This is a genomic window from Enterobacter chengduensis (genome assembly GCF_001984825.2).
Lineage (GTDB): Bacteria > Pseudomonadota > Gammaproteobacteria > Enterobacterales > Enterobacteriaceae > Enterobacter > Enterobacter chengduensis.
In genome coordinates, this window is the sequence record NZ_CP043318.1 from 4,050,186 (window position 1) to 4,073,153 (window position 22,968).

The 22,968-nt window shown below is 57.3% G+C and carries 17 protein-coding genes; 3 read left to right on the plus strand and 14 right to left on the minus strand.

Annotated elements, in window-relative coordinates:
* Nucleotides 1-18 precede the first annotated feature (18 nt).
* Nucleotides 19-726: an N-acetylmannosamine-6-phosphate 2-epimerase gene (locus FY206_RS19595; RefSeq protein WP_032643115.1), complete on the minus strand. Its 708-nt coding sequence runs from the start codon at nt 724-726 to the stop codon at nt 19-21.
* Entirely contained in the window at nt 726-2,285 is a 1,560-nt protein-coding gene (locus FY206_RS19600) for a PTS transporter subunit EIIC (protein ID WP_077064199.1), read from the minus strand. The genes FY206_RS19595 and FY206_RS19600 overlap by 1 nt, the downstream gene beginning before the upstream one ends.
* Before the next feature lie 165 nt (nt 2,286-2,450).
* Here FY206_RS19600 and FY206_RS19605 point away from each other — a divergent pair, with 165 nt between their 5' ends.
* Together FY206_RS19605 and FY206_RS19610 are read left to right on the plus strand one after the other, a co-directional pair.
* The gene (locus FY206_RS19605) at nt 2,451-3,275 is read left to right on the plus strand and encodes a MurR/RpiR family transcriptional regulator (protein WP_032643119.1); all 825 of its coding nucleotides are present in this window, start codon (nt 2,451-2,453) and stop codon (nt 3,273-3,275) included.
* A 361-nt stretch (nt 3,276-3,636) separates the two neighbouring features.
* On the plus strand, nt 3,637-4,746 hold the full coding sequence (locus tag FY206_RS19610; RefSeq protein ID WP_032643121.1) for an SDR family oxidoreductase: 1,110 nt from the start codon (nt 3,637-3,639) through the stop codon (nt 4,744-4,746).
* A gap of 53 nt (nt 4,747-4,799) precedes the next feature.
* On the opposite strand, the gene eno is transcribed toward FY206_RS19610, so the two are convergent.
* The 5 genes from eno to rlmD all read right to left on the minus strand — a co-directional run bounded on the left by eno (nt 4,800) and on the right by rlmD (nt 12,481).
* A complete protein-coding gene (gene eno, locus FY206_RS19615) occupies nt 4,800-6,098 on the minus strand; it encodes a phosphopyruvate hydratase (protein WP_014885045.1) in 1,299 nt (432 codons plus the stop codon).
* 82 nt (nt 6,099-6,180) lie between these two features.
* Nucleotides 6,181-7,818, minus strand: a complete 1,638-nt coding sequence (gene pyrG / locus FY206_RS19620; RefSeq protein WP_032643123.1) for a glutamine hydrolyzing CTP synthase — start codon at nt 7,816-7,818, stop codon at nt 6,181-6,183.
* A 223-nt stretch (nt 7,819-8,041) separates the two neighbouring features.
* On the minus strand, nt 8,042-8,833 hold the full coding sequence (gene mazG, locus FY206_RS19625) for a nucleoside triphosphate pyrophosphohydrolase (RefSeq protein ID WP_032643125.1): 792 nt from the start codon (nt 8,831-8,833) through the stop codon (nt 8,042-8,044).
* Between the two features lie 66 nt (nt 8,834-8,899).
* Nucleotides 8,900-11,131, minus strand: coding sequence for a GTP diphosphokinase (gene relA, locus FY206_RS19630; protein ID WP_032643126.1), 2,232 nt, complete (start codon nt 11,129-11,131; stop codon nt 8,900-8,902).
* A 51-nt stretch (nt 11,132-11,182) separates the two neighbouring features.
* Nucleotides 11,183-12,481 (minus strand): 23S rRNA (uracil(1939)-C(5))-methyltransferase RlmD, encoded by a 1,299-nt coding sequence (gene rlmD, locus FY206_RS19635; RefSeq protein ID WP_032643671.1) that lies wholly within the window; start codon nt 12,479-12,481, stop codon nt 11,183-11,185.
* Nucleotides 12,482-12,538: 57 nt separating this feature from the next.
* On the opposite strand from rlmD, the gene barA reads away from it, so the two are divergent.
* Complete coding sequence (gene barA / locus FY206_RS19640; RefSeq protein WP_032643128.1) at nt 12,539-15,298, plus strand: two-component sensor histidine kinase BarA; 2,760 nt, start codon at nt 12,539-12,541, stop codon at nt 15,296-15,298.
* 97 nt (nt 15,299-15,395) lie between these two features.
* Here the strand turns inward: barA and FY206_RS19645 are convergent, their stop codons facing one another.
* The 7 genes from FY206_RS19645 to FY206_RS19680 all read right to left on the minus strand — a co-directional run bounded on the left by FY206_RS19645 (nt 15,396) and on the right by FY206_RS19680 (nt 22,546).
* Nucleotides 15,396-16,535: a glycerate kinase gene (locus FY206_RS19645; RefSeq protein WP_032643131.1), complete on the minus strand. Its 1,140-nt coding sequence runs from the start codon at nt 16,533-16,535 to the stop codon at nt 15,396-15,398.
* A gap of 77 nt (nt 16,536-16,612) precedes the next feature.
* Entirely contained in the window at nt 16,613-17,950 is a 1,338-nt protein-coding gene (gudD, locus tag FY206_RS19650) for a glucarate dehydratase (RefSeq protein WP_032643133.1), read from the minus strand.
* A 15-nt stretch (nt 17,951-17,965) separates the two neighbouring features.
* Nucleotides 17,966-19,306, minus strand: a complete 1,341-nt coding sequence (locus FY206_RS19655) for an enolase C-terminal domain-like protein (RefSeq protein WP_032643673.1) — start codon at nt 19,304-19,306, stop codon at nt 17,966-17,968.
* Nucleotides 19,306-20,661 (minus strand): galactarate/glucarate/glycerate transporter GudP, encoded by a 1,356-nt coding sequence (gene gudP, locus FY206_RS19660; protein ID WP_032643134.1) that lies wholly within the window; start codon nt 20,659-20,661, stop codon nt 19,306-19,308. Before gudP ends, FY206_RS19655 begins: the two co-directional genes overlap by 1 nt.
* A 308-nt stretch (nt 20,662-20,969) precedes the next feature.
* Nucleotides 20,970-21,419 (minus strand): flavodoxin, encoded by a 450-nt coding sequence (locus FY206_RS19670; protein WP_032643137.1) that lies wholly within the window; start codon nt 21,417-21,419, stop codon nt 20,970-20,972.
* 24 nt (nt 21,420-21,443) lie between these two features.
* Nucleotides 21,444-22,220 (minus strand): tRNA pseudouridine(65) synthase TruC, encoded by a 777-nt coding sequence (truC, locus tag FY206_RS19675; RefSeq protein ID WP_032643139.1) that lies wholly within the window; start codon nt 22,218-22,220, stop codon nt 21,444-21,446.
* Nucleotides 22,217-22,546, minus strand: a complete 330-nt coding sequence (locus FY206_RS19680) for a YqcC family protein (RefSeq protein WP_032643141.1) — start codon at nt 22,544-22,546, stop codon at nt 22,217-22,219. Before FY206_RS19680 ends, truC begins: the two co-directional genes overlap by 4 nt.
* Nucleotides 22,547-22,968 lie beyond the last annotated feature (422 nt).

The window sequence follows — 22,968 nt, forward strand, 5'->3', positions numbered from 1 at the left end:
CAGATCCCCGCCGGATGGTCATGCTCCATCGGTGCTTTGCGCGCCAATCGCCGCCATAAAGCGTTCAGTGATTTGCTGCGGACGGGTGATTGCGCCGCCGACAACAACCGTATGCGCACCCAGCGCAAGGCATCTGGCCGCGCGTTCAGGCGTATCGACGTTGCCTTCGGCCACCACGGGCACCGTCACGGCAGCGAGGACTGCCTTCAGGAACGCGCAGTCATTGTCGGGAAGCGAATGGCCCGCCGTTTCGGCCGTATAGCCGTAAAGCGTGGTGCCGACGCAGTCAAAGCCCAGCGCCTGCGCCGTCACGGCCTCTTCGACCGTGGCAATATCCGCCATCAGCAATACCGCGGGATAGCGCGAGCGGATGCGCGTGACCAGCGCTTCCAGGGAATCCCCACCGGGACGCTCCCTCGCCGTGGCATCAAGGGCAATGATTTCCGGCGCAACCGTCATGAGCTCATCCACCTCTTTCATCGTCGCGGTAATGAACACGTCGCTACCGGGATAGTCACGCTTGATGATGCCGATAACCGGCAAAGAGACCTGCTCCTTAATGGCTACAATATCCACCACGCTGTTAGCGCGGATAGCCGCCGCCCCGCCCTGCGCGGCAGCGAGCGCCATCCGCGACATAATAAACGGGCTGTGCAGCGGTTCATGTTCCAGCGCCTGACAGGAGACGACCAGTTTTCCCTTCAGGTTATCCAGTACAGTTTTCATTACGATAAGCTCTCTTCCACTTCATTTTTGATAATGGTGACGTGCGGGCCATAAATGACCTGAACGCCGTTGCCGCGCACGATAACGCCGCGCGCGCCGGTGGCTTTCAGCGCCGCCTCATTCACCTTGCTGCCGTCTTTGACCGTAACGCGAAGGCGCGTGGCGCAGCAGTCGACCTCGTCCAGATTGTCCTTTCCGCCTAACCCGGCGATCACCGCCGCAGCGCGCTCGCTTTGCGGGAGGCTCACTTCATCAACCGTCGCCGCCTTTTCACGGCCCGGCGTGGCGAAATCAAAGCGGTTAATCAGGTAGCGGAAGGTGAAGTAGTAAAGGAAGAACCACGGCACGCCGACCAGCGGAACGAACATCCAGTGGGTTTTGGCCTCCCCCTGCAAAATGCCGAACAGCACGAAGTCGATGAAGCCGCCGGAGAAGGTTTGTCCGATCGTGATATGCAGCATGTGCGCAAGCATGAAGGCCAGCCCATCAAACAGCGCATGAATGACGTAAAGCACCGGCGCAATAAACAGGAAGGAGAACTCGATAGGCTCGGTAATCCCGGTCAGGAACGAGGTTAACGCCGCAGAGAGCAGCAGCCCGGCAACGCGCTTTTTGTTTTCAGGCCTGGCGGTGTGGTACATCGCCAGGCACGCGCCGAGCAGGCCAAACATCATCGTAATAAAGCGCCCGGACATGAAGCGCGACGTGCCTTCATAAAACTGACGCGTGGTCGGATCGGCCAACTGGGCGAAGAAGATCCGCTGCGTGCCCTCCACCAGATGACCATTGACGATCTCGCTGCCGCCGAGCGCGGTGGTCCAGAACGGCAGATAGAAGATGTGGTGCAAACCAAACGGCCCCAGCATGCGCAAGATGAAGCCGTACAGCAGGGTGCCCAGATAGCCGGTGGCGTCCACCAGCCCACCGAGGCCAAAGATCAGCGTCTGAAAATGCGGCCAGACCACGGTCATGAGCGCGCCGACGAGGATCGCCGCCAGCGAGCTGATAATCGGGACAAAGCGCGAGCCGCCAAAGAACCCGAGGAACTGCGGAAGCGCAATTTTATTAAACCGATGATGGAGCGCGCAGGTCACCAGCCCAATCACCACGCCGCCAAAGACGCCGGTTTCCAGCGTCTGAATGCCCAGCGTCATGCCCTGCCCCACGGCGCCCGGGCTCTCGTGCGCCAGTTTGCCGGTGAGGATCAGCAGCGCGTTGATGGTGGCATTCATCACCAGAAACGCGAGGAGCGCCGCCAGCCCGGCCGTGCCCTTGTCGCTTTTTGCCAGCCCGACGGCAACCCCCACCGCAAACAGCACCGAGAGGTTCGCAAACACGATCGAACCCGCGCTGCTCATGATGGTGAAAATGGCCTGCAGCCAGCCCACGTCTAAAAACGGATAAGCCGCCAGCGTATTGGGATTGGATAACGCGCCGCCTATCCCCAGCAGCAGACCCGCCGCAGGCAGCACGGCGATGGGCAACATAAAGGATTTGCCAAAGCGCTGCGCTTTTTCAAACCATCCCCCCGAAGAAGCCCCACTGAATATTTGCATCATTTTTTCATCTCCCCATTATTAGATGAAAATTTTTACCATATAAATATTTAATAGTGAAAATTATCATCAATAACCAGGACGACGATCATACTTTTTCAAAATGACTGGCATCTCTCCCCCGCTTTCCGCCACACTAGTCGCAGAGAAACGCATTAAGGATCGAGCATGTCAGACAATGAAAACCTGCTGCTGAAGCTACGCCAGGAGGCTTCCGGGTATAGCCCGACGCAACAAAAACTCGGTGAGTTTGTCCTCAGCGATCCAGCCCGGGTGCTCTACCTGACGATCACCGAGCTGGCGCGCGAGAGCCACACCAGCGAGGCCAGCGTGACGCGTCTTTGCCGCACGCTGGGCTGCAAAGGCTATAACGAATTTAAAATGGCGCTTGCGCTGGATATTCAGCAGGGTCAGCCCGTCCGCCAGGCGGGGGATGAGATTGATAGCGTAGTGGATGAGTCGGTGCAGGCTTTGCAGGATACCGCCCGGCTCCTCGACCGCACGCTGCTTGAAAAGGCCGCACTGGCGCTGCATCAGGCGCAGTCGGTGCAGATTTATGGCGTTGCGGCCAGCGCGATCCTCGGGGAATATCTGCACTATAAGCTGTTGCGTCTGGGTAAGCCTGCCCAGCTGTTTAGCGATATGCACCGCGCGGCCATGAATGCGACAACGCTTTCAAAAGAGACCCTGGTCGTGGCTATCTCCAGTTCCGGTTCAACGCGGGATTTACTCCACGTAGTGAAGCTTGCCCGCAAGCGCGGCGTGAAGGTTCTGGCGCTCAGCAATACGCCCCGCAGCCCGCTGGCGTCCCTGAGCGACATGCAGCTGGTTGCCGCCAAACCCGAGGGGCCGCTTAGCGCGGGCGCGCTCAATGCTAAGGTTGGAGTCATGCTGCTGGTCGAGCTGCTGACCACCTCCATGATTGCGCTGGACGGTCATTACGGCGACGTTAGCCAGCAAACAGCCAGCGCCACGCTTCCCCTGTTACTTTAAAAAAAACCGTCGCAGGCTAAATAAATTAGCCTGCGACGTATGTCGTCTGATTTTCGTTAAGTCAGGTTTAACGCATTTATTTGGTAAATGTTTGGTGTAACAAATTATTATATTTATTACACTTTGAATTACGTTACCCACCAGGGGTGAATCCCAGTAAAAATCATTATTTTCAAGTAGTTAAAATTTAAATTTTAATAGAGTGAATTTTTACCCTTCCGGTAATGTCCAATATTTCCACCTAATTTCCTTTCCTTAAAATAAGCTTAAGATGCTGTCTGGAACGGCGATTTATTATTTAAATGCCGTTTACTTTTGCGCGCCTACAATCCGCCTCATCAATCATAATGAGACGGTATTAATGAAGATGCTATTGATTACAGGCGTGACTGGGTTTCTGGGCGGTGCAGTACTTGAAAAAATCCTGACCAACGATCGATCCGTAGAACTCCTTTTGCTCGCGCGTGCCGGCGATCCGCAAAGCGGGCTGGAGCGCGTGCTGGAAAACATGCGTAAGTTCAACGTTCCCGAGGACAAACTGGCCTCCCTGAACGTGGATAATATATTGATTGGCGACCTTAGCCATCCTGAAGGCTTCCTGAACGATCCCCGCCTGGATCGGGTTACGCATGTCCTGAACTGCGCGGCCGTTGCCTCATTTGGTAATAACCCGCTGATCTGGAAGGTCAACGTCGAGGGTACGCTCGCGCTGGCGCGCCGCATGGAGCAGGTCACAGGGCTTCAGCGTTTCCTCCACGTCGGTACCGCAATGTCATGCACGCCTGAGCAGGATTCCCTGGTCGCCGAAAGCGCAGAGTTCAGAGAGAATGCTGAACACCTGGTGGAATACACGTTTTCGAAGTCAACCATCGAACAGCTGATGCGCCTGGAATGTCCGAACCTGCCGCTGCTCATCGCCCGCCCGTCCATCGTTGTCGGCCATACCCGCCACGGCTGCACGCCGTCGAGCAGCATTTTCTGGGTCTTTAGCATGGGCCTGATGCTGCAGAAGTTTATGTGCTCCATGGAAGACAGGATCGACGTTGTTCCGGTGGATTATTGCGCCGATGCGCTATTGATGCTGCTGAACAGCAACGCGCGTCCGGGGGAAGTGGTACACATTTCTGCCGGTGAAGAGAACAGCGTTCGCTTTGCGGATATCGATCAGGCCATGGCGCAGGCGCTGGAGAAAGCCCCCGTTGGGGATAAGTATGCGCAGGTCAGCTATGAAACGCTGGTCAGAATGCGCCGCGAGCTGAAGCATATTTTTGGCCCGTGCAACGAGCGTCTGATGCTGAAGGCCATGCGGTTATACGGTGCGTTTGCCACGCTGAACGTGCGCTTCAGCAACGATAAGCTGCTGAGCATGGGGATGCCGAAGCCACCCCGGTTTACGGATTATATCGCCCGCTGCGTGCAAACCACCCAGGGGCTGACCATTCCGGAGCAAATGGCGGTCGATTTTAAATAGCCAAAAAAAATGCCAGTCTTTCGACTGGCATTTTCATTTCAAGGCTTAGGCAATTATGCCTGGCCTTTGATCTCTTTACGACCGTTGTATGGAGCTTTTTCGCCCAGCGCTTCTTCGATACGAATCAGCTGGTTGTATTTAGCAACACGGTCAGAACGGCTCATAGAACCGGTTTTGATCTGGCCTGCAGCGGTACCCACAGCCAGGTCGGCAATGGTAGCGTCTTCAGTTTCGCCAGAACGGTGAGAGATAACCGCAGTATAGCCAGCGTCTTTCGCCATTTTGATCGCAGCCAGGGTTTCGGTCAGAGAACCGATCTGGTTGAATTTGATCAGGATGGAGTTAACGATGCCTTTTTCGATACCTTCTTTCAGGATCTTGGTGTTGGTTACGAACAGGTCGTCACCCACCAGCTGGATTTTGTCGCCCAGTACTTTAGTCTGGTATGCGAAGCCATCCCAGTCAGACTCGTCCAGACCGTCTTCGATAGACACGATTGGGTACTGTTTGGTCAGGTCTTCCAGGAAGTGAGTGAACTCTTCGGAGGTGAATGCTTTGTTGCCTTCGCCAGCCAGAACGTATTTACCGTCTTTGTAGAATTCAGATGCTGCACAGTCCATCGCCAGGGTGATGTCTTTGCCCAGCTCGTAGCCCGCAGCTTTTACCGCTTCAGCGATAACAGCCAGCGCTTCTGCGTTAGAACCCAGGTTTGGCGCATAGCCACCTTCGTCACCCACAGCAGTGTTCATACCTTTAGCTTTCAGAACTTTAGCCAGGTTGTGGAACACTTCAGAACCCATACGAACCGCTTCTTTCAGGGATTTCGCGCCAACTGGCTGAATCATGAATTCCTGAATATCAACGTTGTTGTCCGCGTGCTCACCACCGTTGATGATGTTCATCATCGGTACAGGCATGGAGTATTTGCCCGGGGTGCCGTTCAGTTCAGCGATGTGCTCGAACAGTGGCATACCTTTCGCAGCCGCTGCTGCTTTGGCGTTCGCCAGGGAAACCGCCAGGATTGCGTTCGCACCGAAGTTAGATTTGTTTTCAGTACCGTCCAGATCGATCATGATCTTGTCGATGCCAGCCTGGTCTTTAGCGTCTTTGCCAATGATGGCCTGAGCAATAGGACCGTTTACAGCGCCAACCGCTTTCAGTACGCCTTTGCCCATGAAGCGAGATTTGTCGCCATCGCGCAGTTCCAGCGCTTCGCGGGAACCTGTAGAAGCACCTGATGGAGCAGCTGCCATACCGACGAAACCACCTTCCAGATGAACTTCGGCTTCAACGGTCGGGTTACCACGGGAGTCGATGATTTCACGACCGATGACTTTAACGATTTTGGACATTAGATTTTCCTCAGTACAAGTTAAACTAAAACTCCAGACAAACAACGCGTACCCAGGGTACGCGTTGCCGTTCTAACTTTTTTTACTTCGCCTGACGCTTCTGGTACTCGCTGGCGGCCTTCACGAAGCCTGCAAACAGCGGATGCCCGTCACGCGGCGTTGAAGTAAATTCCGGGTGGAACTGGCAGGCAACAAACCACGGATGGTTTGGCACTTCAATGATCTCGACTAACTGATCATCCCCGGAGCGGCCCGCAACGCGCAGGCCCGCAGCTTCAATTTGTTTCAACAGCATGTTGTTGACTTCATAGCGGTGACGATGGCGCTCGGTGATGATCGGCTCGCCATACAGCTTGCGAACCACGCTATCGTCGGACAGCTGGCAGGCCTGTGCGCCAAGACGCATGGTGCCACCCAGATCGCTCTTCTCGGTACGGACTTCGACGTTGCCTTCTTCGTCACGCCATTCCGTAATCAGCGCCACTACAGGGTACTTACAGTCTGGCACAAATTCCGTAGAGTTCGCGTTTTCCATCCCCGCTACGTTGCGCGCAAATTCGATCAGCGCAACCTGCATACCCAGACAGATGCCGAGGTATGGAATATTGTTTTCACGCGCATAGCGCGCGGTGGCGATCTTGCCTTCAACACCGCGGTAGCCGAAGCCGCCAGGGATGAGGATAGCATCCAGATCTTTCAGAATTTCCACGCCACGCGTTTCGACATCCTGCGAATCAATCAGCTTGATGTTCACGGAGACGCGGTTCTTCAGACCACCGTGTTTCAACGCTTCGATCACTGACTTATAGGCATCCGGCAGCTCAATGTACTTGCCGACCATGCCGATAGTCACTTCGCCTGCCGGGTTGGCTTCTTCGTAAATAACCTGTTCCCATTCAGACAGGTTAGCTTCCGGACAGTTCAAGCTGAATCGTTTACAAATATAATCGTCCAGGCCCTGCGATTTCAACAGGCCCGGGATTTTATAAATGGAATCGACATCTTTCATTGAAATAACGGCTTTTTCAGGCACGTTACAGAACAATGCAATTTTCGCACGTTCGTTCGCCGGAATGGCGCGATCGGAGCGGCAAACCAGGATGTCAGGCTGAATACCGATAGAGAGAAGCTCTTTAACGGAGTGCTGAGTCGGTTTAGTTTTCACTTCACCTGCAGCCGCCATGTACGGCACCAGCGTCAGGTGCATGAACAGGGCGTGTTCACGACCAATGTCTACCGCCAGCTGACGAATCGCTTCGAGGAACGGCAGGGATTCGATATCACCCACGGTACCGCCGATTTCAACCAGCACCACGTCATGCCCTTCGCCACCGGCAAGGACGCGCTCTTTGATGGCGTTAGTGATGTGTGGGATAACCTGAACGGTCGCGCCCAGGTAGTCACCGCGGCGTTCTTTACGCAGAACGTCAGAGTAAATGCGGCCAGTCGTAAAGTTGTTGCGACGGGTCATTTTGGTGCGGATGAAACGCTCGTAGTGGCCAAGATCCAGATCGGTTTCAGCGCCGTCTTCAGTAACGAACACTTCCCCGTGTTGGGTTGGGCTCATGGTGCCAGGATCGACGTTGATGTACGGATCCAGTTTCATCATGGTCACATTGAGGCCACGGGCTTCAAGAATGGCTGCGAGGGAGGCTGCGGCAATGCCTTTACCCAGAGAGGATACGACCCCGCCGGTCACAAAAATATAGTTCGTTGTCATGCTGAACCTGAGAAGTTAGGGTGAAACGATGGAATAACCAGGACGGGAAAGTAGTATACCCGAACACGGCGAGCGCCACAAACTTTCATTCTCCGTCTCCATTCCAGGCCATGACAAACATAAGGAGTGAGAAAATAGCCCCTTTTGGGTAAATGTTTTTGACGCAAATCAAGCGCTTGTCATTTAAAAAATCACACAAATTGCGCTTGATCGCAAAATCTCGTTAGAGATCAGATTCCTGGCGCTTTACTTCCTGCCAGACGTCTTCCATTGCCTCGAGGTCAATTCCGGTCATATCCAGGCCTCGCGAGGCGACAATCCGCTCAACTTCGCGAAAGCGTCGTTCGAATTTAATGTTGGCTTTTTGCAGGGCCGTTTCCGCTTTTACACCCAGGTGGCGAGAAAGGTTGACGGTCGCAAACAGCAGGTCGCCCATCTCTTCCTCAAGCTTCGCTTCATCCACCACCGCCTGCTGCGCTTCGTGCATCACTTCGTCAATCTCTTCGTGCACTTTATCCAGCACCGGGCCGAGGGAGGTCCAGTCAAACCCCACCGCGGAGCAGCGTTTCTGGATTTTATGCGCGCGCATCAGCGCGGGCAGGCTCATCGGAATGTCGTCCAGCGCGGAGTGCTGAGATTTCTCTGCCCGCTCGGCGCTTTTGATCTGCTCCCAGCGGGTCAGCACCTCCGCGCTGTTGCCCGCAGTGGCATCGCCGAAGATATGGGGATGGCGGCGCTCGAGCTTGTCGCTGATGGCAGCGCAGATATCGTCAAAGTTAAAGCGCCCTTCTTCCTGCGCCATCTGCGCATAGAACACCACCTGGAACAGCAGGTCGCCCAGCTCGCCGCGCAGGTCGTCGAAATCCTCGCGGGAAATAGCGTCGAGCACCTCATAGGTCTCTTCAAGGGTGTACGGGGCGATGGTCGCGAAAGTCTGCTCTTTGTCCCACGGGCAGCCGTTTTCGGGGTCGCGCAGGCGCTTCATGATGCCGAGCAGGCGGTCGATTTGAGTCATAGTGTTTTCCATTAAAAAACAAGCCGGGTGGCGGCAAAGCCTTACCCGGCCTACAGAAGAGTGTATTTATCCGCCGTGCAGACGACGCGCGTCAATCACATCCGGCACCTGGTTCAGCTTACCGAGCACGCGGCCCAGCACCTGCAGGTTGTAGATTTCGATAGTCATATCGATGGTGGCAAGCTGCTCGCGGGTATCGCTGCGGCTGGCGACGCCCAGCACGTTAACCTTCTCGTTGGCGAGAATAGTCGTGATGTCGCGCAGCAGGCCGCTGCGGTCGTTAGCGGTGACGCGCACCACCAGCGAGTAGCCAGCGGAATAGCTCTCACCCCAGACCGCTTCCACGATGCGCTCCGGCGCATGGGACTGAAGCTCGGCAAGCTGGTCGCAGTCGGAACGGTGAATCGAAATCCCGCGTCCCTGGGTGATAAATCCGACGATATCGTCGCCCGGAATAGGCTGGCAGCAGCGGGCGATGTGGTGCATCAGATTGCCCACGCCCTCGACCACCACGCGGCCGTTGTCTTTGCTGCGCTGCTGCGGCGCGTAGGTTTTCTGCTGCAGCTGCTTCAGCGCCGCCGCATCCTGCTCTTCCGCGCTTGGCTTATTGAACTGCGCCTGCAGGAAGTTCACCATCTGATTCAGGCGGATATCTCCGCCGCCGATGGCCGCCAGCAGCTCGTCAAGCTCGTTGAAGTTATAGCGCGGCAGCAGGAATTTCTCGGCCTCTTTCAGGCTGATCCCGATATGTTCCAGCTCGTCGTCGAGGATTTGACGACCGGCAAGGATATTCTTGTCCCGATCCTGCTTGCGGAACCAGGCGTGAATTTTCGAGCGCCCGCGGCTGGTGGTGACGTAGCCCAGGTTCGGGTTAAGCCAGTCGCGGCTCGGGTTGGGCTGTTTCTGGGTAATGATTTCAATCTGGTCACCCATCTGCAGCTGATAGGTGAACGGTACAATACGCCCGCCAATTTTCGCCCCAATGCAGCGGTGCCCCACATCGCTGTGGATGTGGTAGGCAAAATCGAGCGGCGTAGAGCCCGCTGGCAGGTCAACAACGTCGCCTTTCGGGGTAAAGACATAGACCCGATCGTCAAAGACCTGGCTGCGCACTTCGTCGAGCATCTCGCCCGAGTCGGCCATCTCTTCCTGCCACGCAATCAGCTTGCGCAGCCAGGCGATGCGGTCTTCGTGACCAGAACGCGCCCCGCCGGAGGTGCCTTCCTTGTATTTCCAGTGCGCGGCGACGCCCAGCTCGGCGTCTTCGTGCATCTGTTTGGTGCGGATCTGAATCTCAACCGTTTTGCCGCCGGGGCCCAGCACCACGGTATGAATAGACTGATATCCGTTCGGTTTCGGGTTGGCGACATAGTCATCGAACTCATCCGGCAGATGGCGGAAGTGCGTGTGCACTATACCCAGCGCGGCGTAGCAGTCCTGCAGACGCTCCGCCACGATGCGCACGGCGCGCACGTCAAACAGCTCGTCAAAGGCGAGGTGTTTCTTCTGCATCTTGCGCCAGATGCTGTAGATGTGCTTGGGTCGACCGTAGACTTCGGCGCGCACGTTCTCTTCTTTCATCGCCTGGCGCAGGCCGCCGACGAACTCATCGATATAGTGCTCGCGGTCGATACGGCGCTCGTGCAGGAGTTTGGCAATGCGCTTATATTCCGCCGGGTGCAGATAACGGAAGCAGTAATCTTCAAGCTCCCATTTCAGCTGGCCAATCCCCAAGCGGTTCGCCAGCGGCGCATAGATGTTTGTACACTCTTTTGCAGCCAGCACGCGCTCGTCTTCCGGCGCATCCTTCACCTCACGCAGGTGGGCAATACGCTCGGCCAGCTTGATGACCACGCAGCGGAAATCATCCACCATGGCCAGCAGCATCCGGCGAACGTTATCGACCTGTTCTGAGGAGACGGAATCGGTGTGCGCGGCTTTAAGCTGACGAATGGCCGCCATATCGCGCACGCCGTGGATCAGCGCGACGACGGATTTACCGACGCTCTCACGCAGCACGTCTTCGCTGACCACGTCTGCATCCGCCAGAGGGAAAAGAAGCGCGGCCTGCAGCGTTTCGATATCCATGTTCAGCATGGATAAGATTTCCACCATCTCCACGCCGCGCCACAGGAGAAGATCGGCATCGGGATGCCCCTGCGTGGTGCGCAGACAATAGGCCCAGGTTTCGGTTAAGCGTTCACACGACTGCTGGCTGGAAATTCCCAGACTTGCGATCCATTTTTGTGGGTCAAACTCCCCAGCTTTATTGAGATGTGCACTTCTTACCGCAACCATTGTCCTCTCCTTTAGGGACCAGGGCCTGTCGAAGTCGACAAGCCAAACAAATTAGATGTGCTCGAACAACACCATTGATTCCAGATGCCCAGTGTGCGGGAACATGTCCAGCATTGCCAGACGCTGAATCTGGTAACCCGCGCTGAGTAATGCCTCGCTGTCACGGGCAAGCGTCGCCGGGTTACAGGAAACATAGACCACGCGCTTCGGCGCGAGTTTAATAATATGTGCCATCACGCCCGGCGCGCCGGCACGCGCCGGGTCGAGCAGGATTTTGTCGAAACCCTGCTGTGCCCACGGCTGTTGAGTGACATCTTCCTCAAGATTTTGATGAAAGAATGTCACATTTTGCAAGCCGTTCTGCCGCGCGTTCTCCTGCCCTTTCGCTACCAGCGCCTCAACGCCTTCCACGCCGACGACGCTGGCCGCTTCTCGCGCCAGCGGCAGCGTGAAGTTGCCCATTCCGCAGAACAGATCCAGCACCCGATCGCTTTGCTGAACGTCCAGCCATGCCATCGCTTTCGCGACCATCTGCTGGTTAACGCCATCATTCACCTGAATGAAATCCCGCGGGCTGAACGTTAAGCGTAGCCCGTTTGACGCATACCAGGGCGCCTCACCGGTAACCTGTTCAAGTATCTCGCTTTGTGGCGCGAGGAAAAGCGCCAGGTCGTGGGAATGCGAAAAGCGTTCCAGTTTTTCGCGATCTTTTTTCGACAGCGGCGCGGTATGGCGCAGGACCATCAGCGGACCATTGTTGGCCATGACCAGTTCGACATGTCCGAGGTGGCGAACGCCGTCCAGCCCGGAGAGGCAGGAGCGCACGTCAGGAAGCAACGCCTCAAGTTGGGGCACCAAAATGGGGCACTGCTTCACATCGACGATATCGCTTGAACCGGCCTTGCGAAAACCCATCTCCAGCCGCGCCGTTTTGGGCTGATAGCTGAGGCTCAGGCGCGCGCGGCGGCGATAGCCCCAGGGCTCATCGGCGACAATTTCGTTAACGTCATGCTTAAGCAGCCGCGCCAGGGCGCTGCTTTTGCTTTTTTGCTGTAATTCTGTGCTCGCATGCTGTTGCTGGCAGCCCCCGCAAACGCCAAAATGCGGGCAGCGAGGCGCCACGCGCTCCGGGCTATCGTTGAGGCGACGCTTAACCTGCCCGCGCGCGAACTGGCGTTTATCGTCCGTCAGCGTAATTTCTGCTCGTTCTGCTGGCAGCAAACCTGTTATAAACAGAGCCTTACCGTTGTGACGCGCCACCCCCTGACCAAACGGATCCAGGTCCGTGGCTTCAACGGTTATGATTTGACGCGTCGTCACGCGTCGCTTTGCAGAGTAGAATTGCGCCATCGCCGAGATTTTTCTCATATAAACATAATTAGCCTAATTGTCCCATAACGGAACGCCATGACCAACTACAGCCTGCGCGCGCGCATGATGATTTTGATCCTCGCCCCCACCGTTCTCATCGGTTTGCTGCTGAGTATCTTCTTTGTGGTGCACCGCTATAACGATTTGCAGCGACAGCTGGAAGATGCAGGCGCCAGCATTATTGAACCGCTCGCCGTCTCCAGCGAGTACGGCATGAACCTGCAAAACCGCGAATCTATTGGTCAGTTAATCAGCGTGCTTCACCGGCGGCATTCGGACATCGTGCGCGCCATCTCCGTTTACGACGAACATAACCGCCTGTTTGTTACCTCGAATTTTCATCTCGATCCGGCGGCCCTGAAGATCCCCGACGGTACGCCCTTCCCGCGCCACCTCACCGTACTGCGGCGCGGCGATCTCATGATCCTGCGCACGCCGATCGTGTCGGAGAGCTATTCTCCCGACGAATCTGCACAATCTGACGCCAAATCCAGCAACAACATGCTGGGATACGTGGCTCTGGAGCTGGATCTCAAGTCGGTCCGGCTTCAGCAGTACAAAGAAATTTTTATCTCCGGCGTGATGATGCTGTTCTGCATTGGCATTGCGCTGATCTTCGGCTGGCGCCTGATGCGTGACGTGACGGGCCCCATCCGCAACATGGTCAACACGGTTGACCGCATCCGACGGGGGCAGCTCGACAGCCGGGTCGAAGGCTTTATGCTGGGCGAGCTGGATATGCTGAAGAACGGCATTAACTCGATGGCAATGTCGCTGGCGGCGTATCACGAAGAGATGCAGCACAACGTTGACCAGGCGACGTCCGACCTGCGCGAAACGCTGGAGCAGATGGAGATCCAGAACGTTGAGCTGGATCTGGCGAAAAAGCGCGCCCAGGAAGCGGCGCGTATTAAGTCGGAATTCCTGGCCAATATGTCGCACGAGCTGCGCACGCCGCTCAATGGCGTGATCGGCTTTACCCGCCTGACCCTGAAAAGCGAGCTTAACCCCACTCAGCGCGATCACCTGCACACTATTGAACGCTCGGCTAACAACCTGCTGGCGATCATCAACGACGTGCTGGACTTCTCCAAGCTGGAGGCGGGCAAGCTGATCCTGGAAAGCATTCCCTTCCCGCTGCGCAGCACGCTGGATGAGGTCGTAACCCTGCTCGCGCACTCGTCGCACGACAAGGGCCTTGAGCTGACGCTCAACATTAAGAACGACGTGCCGGATAACGTCATTGGCGATCCGCTGCGCCTGCAGCAGGTCATCACCAACCTTGTCGGGAACGCCATTAAATTTACCGAAAGCGGTAATATCGACGTCCTGGTAGAGAAACGCTCGATCAGCAGCAATAAGGTCCAGATTGAAGTTCAGATCCGCGATACCGGCATCGGCATTCCGGAGCGGGATCAGTCGCGTCTGTTCCAGGCGTTCCGCCAGGCGGACGCCAGCATCTCCCGCCGTCACGGCGGTACCGGCCTGGGGCTGGTGATCACGCAGCGCCTGGTGAACGAGATGGGCGGGGATATCTCTTTCCACAGCCAGCCGAACCGCGGTTCTACCTTCTGGTTCCACATTAACCTGGATCTCAATCCTAACGTTCTGACCGATGGCCCGGTGACGGACTGCCTGAAGGGCAAGCGTCTGGCCTACGTCGAACCGAACGCGGCGGCCGCGCAGTGTACGCTCGATATTCTGAGCACCACGCCGCTGGAGGTGGTCTACAGCCCGACCTTCTCAGCCCTTGCCGTTGAGCACTACGACATTTTGCTGATGGGTATTCCGGTCACCTTTACCGGCGAACTGACCATGCAGCAGGAGCGGCTGGCGAAAGCCGCGTCGATGACGGACTATCTGCTGCTGGCGCTGCCCTGCCATGCTCAGCTCAATGCTGAAGAGTTAAAAAACGACGGGGCCGCCGCGTGTCTGCTGAAACCGCTCACCGCGACCCGCCTGCTGCCCGCCCTCACGGAATATTGCCGTCTTAGCCAGCATGCTCTCCCGCTGATTAACGATGAGCAAAAGCTGCCGATGAGTGTGATGGCGGTGGATGATAATCCGGCCAACCTGAAGCTGATTGGCGTATTGCTGGAAGACCAGGTTCAGCATGTGGAGCTGTGCACCAGCGGCGCGCAGGCGGTTGAACAGGCTAAGCAGATGCAGTTCGATTTAATCCTGATGGATATTCAGATGCCGGGCATGGATGGCATTCGGGCCTGCGAGCTGATCCACCAGCTGCCGCATCAGCAGCAAACCCCGGTCATTGCGGTAACCGCCCATGCGATGGCCGGTCAGAAAGAGAAGCTGCTAAGCGCCGGAATGAATGACTATCTGGCGAAGCCCATTGATGAAGAGAAACTGCATAACCTGCTGTTGCGCTACAAGCCGGGCCATATTGGCGGCACGTACACGGTGTCCAGCGAGCCGGTTGAAATCAGCGTTAACCAGAACGCCACCTTTGACTGGCAGCTTGCCCTGCGCCAGGCGGCCGGTAAACCCGATTTGGCACGGGACATGCTGCAAATGCTGGTCGCGTTTCTGCCGGAAATTCGTAATAAGGTGGAAGAGCAGCTGGTGGGTGAAAACCCGGAAGCGCTGCTGGAGGCCATCCACAAGCTGCACGGCAGCTGCGGGTACAGCGGCGTACCGCGGCTGAAAAACCTCTGCCAGCTGCTGGAGCAGCAGCTGCGCGCCGGTACGCCGGAATCGGAGCTTGAGCCGGAGTTTCTGGAGCTGCTGGATGAAATGGATAACGTCACGCGGGAAGCGATGAAGGTGTTGGGAAACTGAGATAAAAAGCCCGGTGGCGGCTTCGCCTTACCGGGCCTACGGTTGCGGGTGCGGCCTGATGCCTTCACCCCGCCCCTCTCCCACGGGTGAGGGAGAACTACATCCCCTGCCCCACTTTCAGCACCGCCGCGATATTTCTGGCGGCCATCCTGACGTTCTCGCTGGCATTTTCCAGCGCATCTTCCAGCGAGCAGATGGTATAGATCACGCTAAACACCGCATCAATGCCGCGATCGTGCACGACGCCAACGTCCGCCGTCAGGCTTCCTGCAATGCCGATGACGGGTTTGTTAAAGCGCTTCGCCACTTTCGCCACGCCTACCGGCACTTTGCCGTGGATCGTCTGGCTGTCGATGCGGCCTTCGCCGGTGATAACCAGATCCGCATCGGCCACCTGGTCGGCCAGGTGTAGTGCATCGGTCACAATCTCAATGCCCTGGCGCAACTGCGCGCCGCAGAAGGCGTACAGCGCCGCGCCCATGCCCCCCGCCGCACCGCCGCCAGCAAGGTTTAGCACATCCATATCCAGATCCCGGGCAATGATCCGAGCATAATGAGCAAGCGCGTTGTCCAGAGTGACGATCATCTCAGGAGTGGCCCCCTTTTGCGGACCAAACACGGCTGACGCGCCATCCTTGCCGGTGAGCGGGTTGGTCACATCGCAGGCGACCTCTATCCGGCACTCCGCCAGACGTCCGTCCAGCCCGCTCAGGTCGATACGCGCGAGTTTTCCCAACTCGCCTCCGCCCTGCCCCAGCGGCTGCTCGCTGGCGTCGAGTAGCTTCGCTCCCAGCGCCTGTACCATCCCTGCGCCACCGTCATTGGTTGCGCTGCCGCCGATGCCAATGATGATATGCTTAACGCCCGCATCAAGCGCGTGACGAATCAGTTCGCCCGTTCCCCAGGAGGTGGTCTTCAGGGGATTACGCTGCGACGGGACGACCAGCTCCAGGCCGCTTGCCGCCGCCATTTCAATAAAGGCGCTCTGCTCGTCGCCGGATAAGCCATAAAAGCCTTCCACGCGCTCGCCCAGCGGGCCGGTCACCGGAACCTGCACAATGCGTCCCTGCGTGGCCGCGATCATCGCTTCAACCGTCCCTTCGCCACCGTCCGCAACCGGCAGCTTGACGTAAACCGCCTCGGGAAAGATCTCGCGAAAACCACGTTCTATCGCTGTCGCAACCTCAAGCGCACTCAAACTTTCCTTATACGAGTCCGGTGCGATAACAATTTTCATAAGCCATCCTTACGCATAGTTGTTACGTTAAGCATACACCACGTAAAAGACCACTCATGGGAGCGGTCCCAATGCGTTTATCGTACCATGCACGGGCGTTTATTGTCGAATGTCCAGTCAGGGATCAGATACTGCATCGCCATTGCGTCGTCGCGCGCGCCCAGACCGTGTTTCTGATACAGCTCATGAGCCTTCATGACCTGGTCCATGTCCAGTTCAACGCCGAGTCCCGGGGTAGATGGCACCTGCACCATGCCCCCTTTGATCTCAAACGGCTGCCTGGTCAGACGCTGATTACCTTCCTGCCAGATCCAGTGCGTGTCGATAGCGGTAATGGTGCCCGGTGCGGCGGCGGCAACGTGCGTGAACATTGCCAGCGAGATATCGAAATGGTTGTTAGAGTGCGAGCCCCAGGTCAGGCCAAACTCATGGCACATCTGCGCCACGCGCACCGACCCCTGCATCGTCCAGAAGTGCGGGTCCGCCAGCGGAATGTCGACAGACTGTAATGACAGGGTGTGTCCCATCTGACGCCAGTCGGTAGCAATCATATTGGTCGCGGTCGGCAGCCCCGTCGCGCGACGGAATTCCGCCATCACTTCGCGTCCGGAGAAGCCTTGTTCAGCCCCGCAGGGATCTTCCGCATACGCCAGCACGCCTTTCAGCTGTTTACCTATTTTGATCGCTTCATCAAGCGACCATGCGCCGTTCGGATCCAGCGTCACGCGCGCCTGCGGGAATCGTTTTGCCAGCGCGGTGACGGCTTGTGCCTCTTCCTCACCGGCCAGCACGCCGCCCTTCAGTTTGAAATCATTAAAGCCATATTTTTCGTAAGCGGCCTCGGCCAGGCGCACCACCGCATCCGGGGTCATCGCCGCGTCGTGGCGGAGCCGATACCAGTCGCATTGTTCATCCGGCTGGCTCTGATACGGAAGCGGCGTCAGCCTGCGGTCGCCGACAAAGAACAGATAGCCCAGCATTTCCACTTCGCTACGCTGCTGACCTTCTCCCAGCAGCGAGGCAACGTTAACGCCCAGATGCTGACCCAGCAGATCCAGCATCGCGGATTCAATCCCGGTCACCACGTGGATGGTGGTGCGCAGGTCGAAGGTCTGCAGGCCACGACCGCCAGCATCGCGATCGGCAAAGGTGTTGCGCACGGCGTTGAGAACATTTTTGTACTCACCCAGCGTTTTGCCCACCACCAGCGGAATGGCATCTTCCAGCGTCTTGCGGATCTTCTCCCCGCCCGGAATTTCGCCCACCCCCGTATGGCCGGAGTTGTCTTTGATAATGACAATGTTGCGGGTAAAGAATGGCGCGTGTGCGCCGCTCAGGTTCATCAACATGCTGTCATGGCCTGCGACCGGAACGATCTGCATGGAAGTGACGACAGGGGTAGTAAAAGTACTCATCGTGTAATCCTTTTATCAGTGACGTCCAAAAACAGGGCGCTTACGGTCAAATGTCCAGCCGGGAATCAGGTACTGCATCGGGCCCGCGTCATTACGCGCGCCGCCCGGTAGTTTTTTATACGCCTCATGGGCTTTATGGATCTGATCCCAGTCAATCTCCACGCCCAGACCCGGCGCATCCGGTACGGCAATCTTGCCATTTTTGATTTCCAGCGGGCTTTTCGTCAGGCGGGCTTCGCCCTCCTGCCAAATCCAGTGGGTGTCGATAGCGGTCGGGTTACCCGGAGCCGCCGCGCCAACGTGGGTAAACATCGCCAGCGAAATATCAAAGTGGTTGTTCGAGTGGCAGCCCCACGTCAGCCCCCAGTCATCGCACAGCTGCGCGACGCGCACCGCGCCCGAGAGCGTCCAGAAGTGCGGGTCCGCCAGCGGAATATCGACGGCGTTTAGCATGACCGCGTGACCCATTTCACGCCAGTTGGTGGCGATCATATTGGTCGCGACCGGTAGCCCGGTGGCGCGACGGAACTCCGCCATGACTTCACGGCCCGAGAAGCCCTGCTCCGCGCCGCAGGGGTCTTCTGCGTAGGTCAGCACGTCTCCCAGACCTTTGCACAGGCTTATGGCTTCATCCAGCAGCCAGGCACCGTTAGGGTCAACGGTGATTCGCGCATCCGGAAAGCGTTTTTTCAGCGCCCTGGCGGTTTCAATCTCCTGCTCGCCGGGCAGCACGCCGCCCTTCAGCTTGAAATCCTTAAAGCCGTAGCGATCCTGCGCCGCCTCGGCCAGGCGCACCACCGCGTCGCGGGAGAGCGCTTCCTGGTGGCGCAGGTGATACCAGTCGTGGTCGCCCGTGGTTCTCGCCAGATACGGGAGATCGGTTTTATTGCGATCGCCCACATAGAACAGATAGCCCAGCACGGTGACCGCATCGCGCTGTTTGCCGGGGCCCAGCAGCTCGCACACCGGAACACGGAGCGCCTTACCCAGTAAATCGAGCAGGGCGGCCTCCAGCGCGGCCACCGCGTTGACGCGCAGTTCGAACGTCCAGGCGCCTTTACCGAAGGTATCAAAGTCTGCCGACTGATTACCCTTGTGCACCCGCTGAACCACCTTGTTCAGACGGGCGATCTCCTGGCCCACCACCTGCGGAATGGCGTCGACCAGCGTCTGGTAAATCACCTCTCCGCCAGGGGCTTCGCCCACGCCGGTATGCCCTGCGCTGTCTTTCAGCACGACGATATTGCGGGTAAACCAGGCGTTATGCGCACCGCCAATATTGAGCAGCATGCTGTCCTGCCCGGCGACCGGGATGACCTGCATCTCGGTGACGGTTGGGCTTGATTGCGTTGTCATCATCCACGCTCCGCAACGGGTTTAAGCTCGACGCGCTTGATATCTCCCACCAGCACCAGGTAACTCAGTACCGCCACCAGCGCATGTACCCCCACGTAGATCAGCGCGCCGTTGAACGATCCGGTCGTGCCGACGATGTAGCCAATAGCGATGGGCGTCACAATCCCGGAGATGTTGCCGAACATGTTGAACAGACCGCCGCTCAGGCCGCTGATCTCTTTCGGCGCCGTATCCGCCATCACTGCCCAGCCCAGCGCGCCAATGCCTTTGCCGAAGAAGGCCATCGCCATAAAGCCGATGATCATCCATTCGGCATTGACGTAGTTACAGAACACCATGGTCATGGAGAGCAGCATGCCGAGCACAATCGGCGTTTTACGCGCGATGTTCAGCGAGCCCGTGCGGCGCATCAGCCAGTCGGAAATCACCCCGCCGAGCACGCCGCCAACGAAGCCGCAGATGGCCGGGACCGACGCGACAAATCCCGCTTTCAGAATCGACATGCCGCGAGCCTGCACCAGATAGACCGGGAACCAGGTGATGAAAAAGTAGGTTAAGGCGTTGATGCAGTACTGGCCCAGATAGATCCCGATCATCATGCGCGAGCCGACGAGCTGCCTGATCTGCGCCCATTTCTGGCTGAACGGGACTTTTGCCGCCGTAGATTTCTGATCCATATTGATCAGCGCGCCGCCTTCCGCAATGTACTCCAGCTCTTTTTTGTTCACGCCAGGGTGCTGGTTGGGTTCGTGGATCACTTTCAGCCAGACGAAGCTGATGACGATCCCCAGCCCGCCCATGAAGAAGAAGACGTGCGACCAGCCCACCTCATGCGTCAGCCAGCCCATGATGGGCGCGAAGATGACCGTTGCGAAGTACTGCGCGGAGTTGAAAATCGCCACCGCCGTTCCCCTCTCCTGCGCCGGGAACCATGCCGCCACGATGCGGCTGTTGCCCGGGAAGGACGGCGCTTCCGCTAGCCCCACCAGGAAGCGCAGCGTGAAGAGCGCCACGATAATGCCGAAGCCGCTGAAGATATCGACGAAACCCTGCAGGAGGGTAAACGCGGACCAGATAAAGATGGACCAGAAATAGACGCGTTTAGAGCCAAAACGGTCCAGCAGCCAGCCGCCCGGAATTTGCCCGATGACGTAGGCCCATGAGAATGCGGAGAAAACGTAACCCATGCCCACGGGGTCAAGGCCGATATCTTTTGCCATTTCCGAACCGGCAATCGACAGCGTAGCGCGGTCACCATAGTTAAAGGACGTGACGATAAACAGCATCACCACTATCCAGTAGCGGGCGTTGGTGCGCTTTTCGGCGCTGCTCGCTGCGTGGCTTAATGTACTCATTGTTGCACTCCTGAAACATAGCTTTCGCCTGGTTCATTCTGTACAGCACCGGTAGGGTAATCAGAATGAGATTAGTTTTTGTCGTTTTGGTACGGCGTAAGGCCGTTTTATCGTGACCGGAAAAGTATATGAAGGAGTGACAGGTTCTCTCACCGTGCAGAAACACAGTATTAAAGGGTGTGAGGGAGGTTGTTTAGGGCATAAGCCCAGAGGAGTGGAAGGTGGTTCACGGAAATGGCGTTTGGTGCGGGGTGTAATGCCGGGTGGCGGCTACGCCTGACCCGGCCTACCATTGGTATCGCGCAGGGTTATTTAAGCAGCGTTGCCCAGTGTTCGACCCACGGGTTTGATTCGCTTTCCGGCTCCGGATGCTCGCCGGCATCAATCAGCAGCATTTCGCCGACGCGCTGGGCGCTCTGCTCCTGCAGGAGCGCATCGAACTGCTTGCCGCCGCCGCAGAAGTTGGCGTAAGAACTGTCGCCCAGGGCAATGATGCCGTAATGCACGTCAGGCTGATAGCCAAGCTGGTCTTTTATGCCCTGGAACAGCGGCACGATGCTGTCCGGCAGATCGCCCTGACCGGTGGTTGAGGTCACCACCAGAATGTATTTATCTTTATACTTTTCCCAGTCCGCCAGCTCCGGGTCTTCATAGACCGTGGCCTTATGGCCCTCGCGGGCGAGTATTGCCTCAGCCTCTTCCGCTACCAGCAGCGAGTTGCCGTACATAGTGCCGACAAAAATGCCTACTTCAGCCATGCTATTTTCCCATAATGAATGCGTTTACCGTTCATCCTGAACGTTGCCCGAGACAAACTCAACCCTTTCATTTTCGGGGAGTTGTCCCAGCCAGCCAAACTGTGACAGCGCCTGCATCCAGACGTCGTCCAGCCCCGCACGGATAGTCAGCTGCTCGCCGGTAAACGGGTGCGTCAGGCTCAGCTCGCTGGCGTGCAGCATCAGACGATGGCAGCCAAAGTGTTCGGCCGCGCTGCGGTTCTGGCGCAGATCGCCGTGCTTGCTGTCGCCAATAATCGGATGGCGCAGGTGCGCAAGATGGCGTCGCAGCTGGTGCTTACGCCCGGTTTTGGGCAATAGCTCAACCAGACTGTAGCGCGTGGTGGGAAATTTGCTGGTTGCCACCGGCATTTCCGTGGTGGCCATGCCGCGATAATCCGTCACCGCAGGCTGAGGGCCTTTGTCATCGCGGGCAAATTTATCGGCGATTTTGTCCAGCTCCTCCACCAGCGGATAGTCGAGCGTGGCGGCTTCCGTCAGCCAGCCGCGCACGATCGCGTGGTAGCGCTTTTGCATCTGATGCTGTTCAAACTGCTGCGACAGCAGACGGCCCGCCTCGCTGGAAAGCCCCATCAGCAGCACGCCGGAAGTCGGCCTGTCGAGACGGTGGGCGGTAAAAACGTGCTGACCAATCTGGTCGCGCACGGTCTGCATCACCACCACTTTCTCGTCGCGATCCAGCCAGCTGCGGTGTACCAGCCAGCCTGACGGTTTGTTTACCGCCACCAGCCACTCGTCCTGATAGAGGATCTCAAGCGTCATGCATCATCACCGGCAAACAGGGCATCCAGTTTTTCCAGTTCGACCAGCATCACGTCGCGCGCGGGGTGCGTCGCTTCAAGCGCCATTTCATAATAGGGAGAGACGGCAAAGGCCTGCGGCAGCGGGTGACCGCCCTCAAGCAGGGCGTGCATGCGCGGAATTAACACCCACTGCAGCCACTCAAACGGGGCCAGCGTATCCAGGCAGAAGGGCTGGGTGCTCGCGAACGCCTCTGGCTGCGGCGCGGTCTCCTGCCACAGCTGATGTTGGCGCAAAAGGGCTTCGATGGCGTGCAACTGCGCACGAACGCTATCGTGTTGCGTCATAGTAACCTCAACTGAAAAAATGAACGGCGCGCAGCATAGCATTGCGGAAGGCAGAAATAAAAAAAGGGAGCACTGTAAAAACAGTGCTCCCGGTTCGTTTCGCAGCATTCCAGCTACAATTCGTGCTCCCTGCTCATCCGTGACAACTTTTCCTGAAGCCCGAAGGCCTGGTCATCCGTAAACCGATTCATCCTGCACACATCGTCCTGACGTGTTTGTTTCATCCTGAAACGTCCTGGCCTTCCTGACCCACCGACCATCCTGACCGGCTCTCGTTCTCCTTCCTGGAGGTGTCCCTTACGCATCCTGCGTTATCCACTTTGCTTCATCCTGAAGCCTTCCTGCAGCGCCATCCTGACGTGTCCTGAGTAAGAAACGCCATCATCCTGATGTTCGTTTCTCGTGTCGGCGTCCTGTCGACG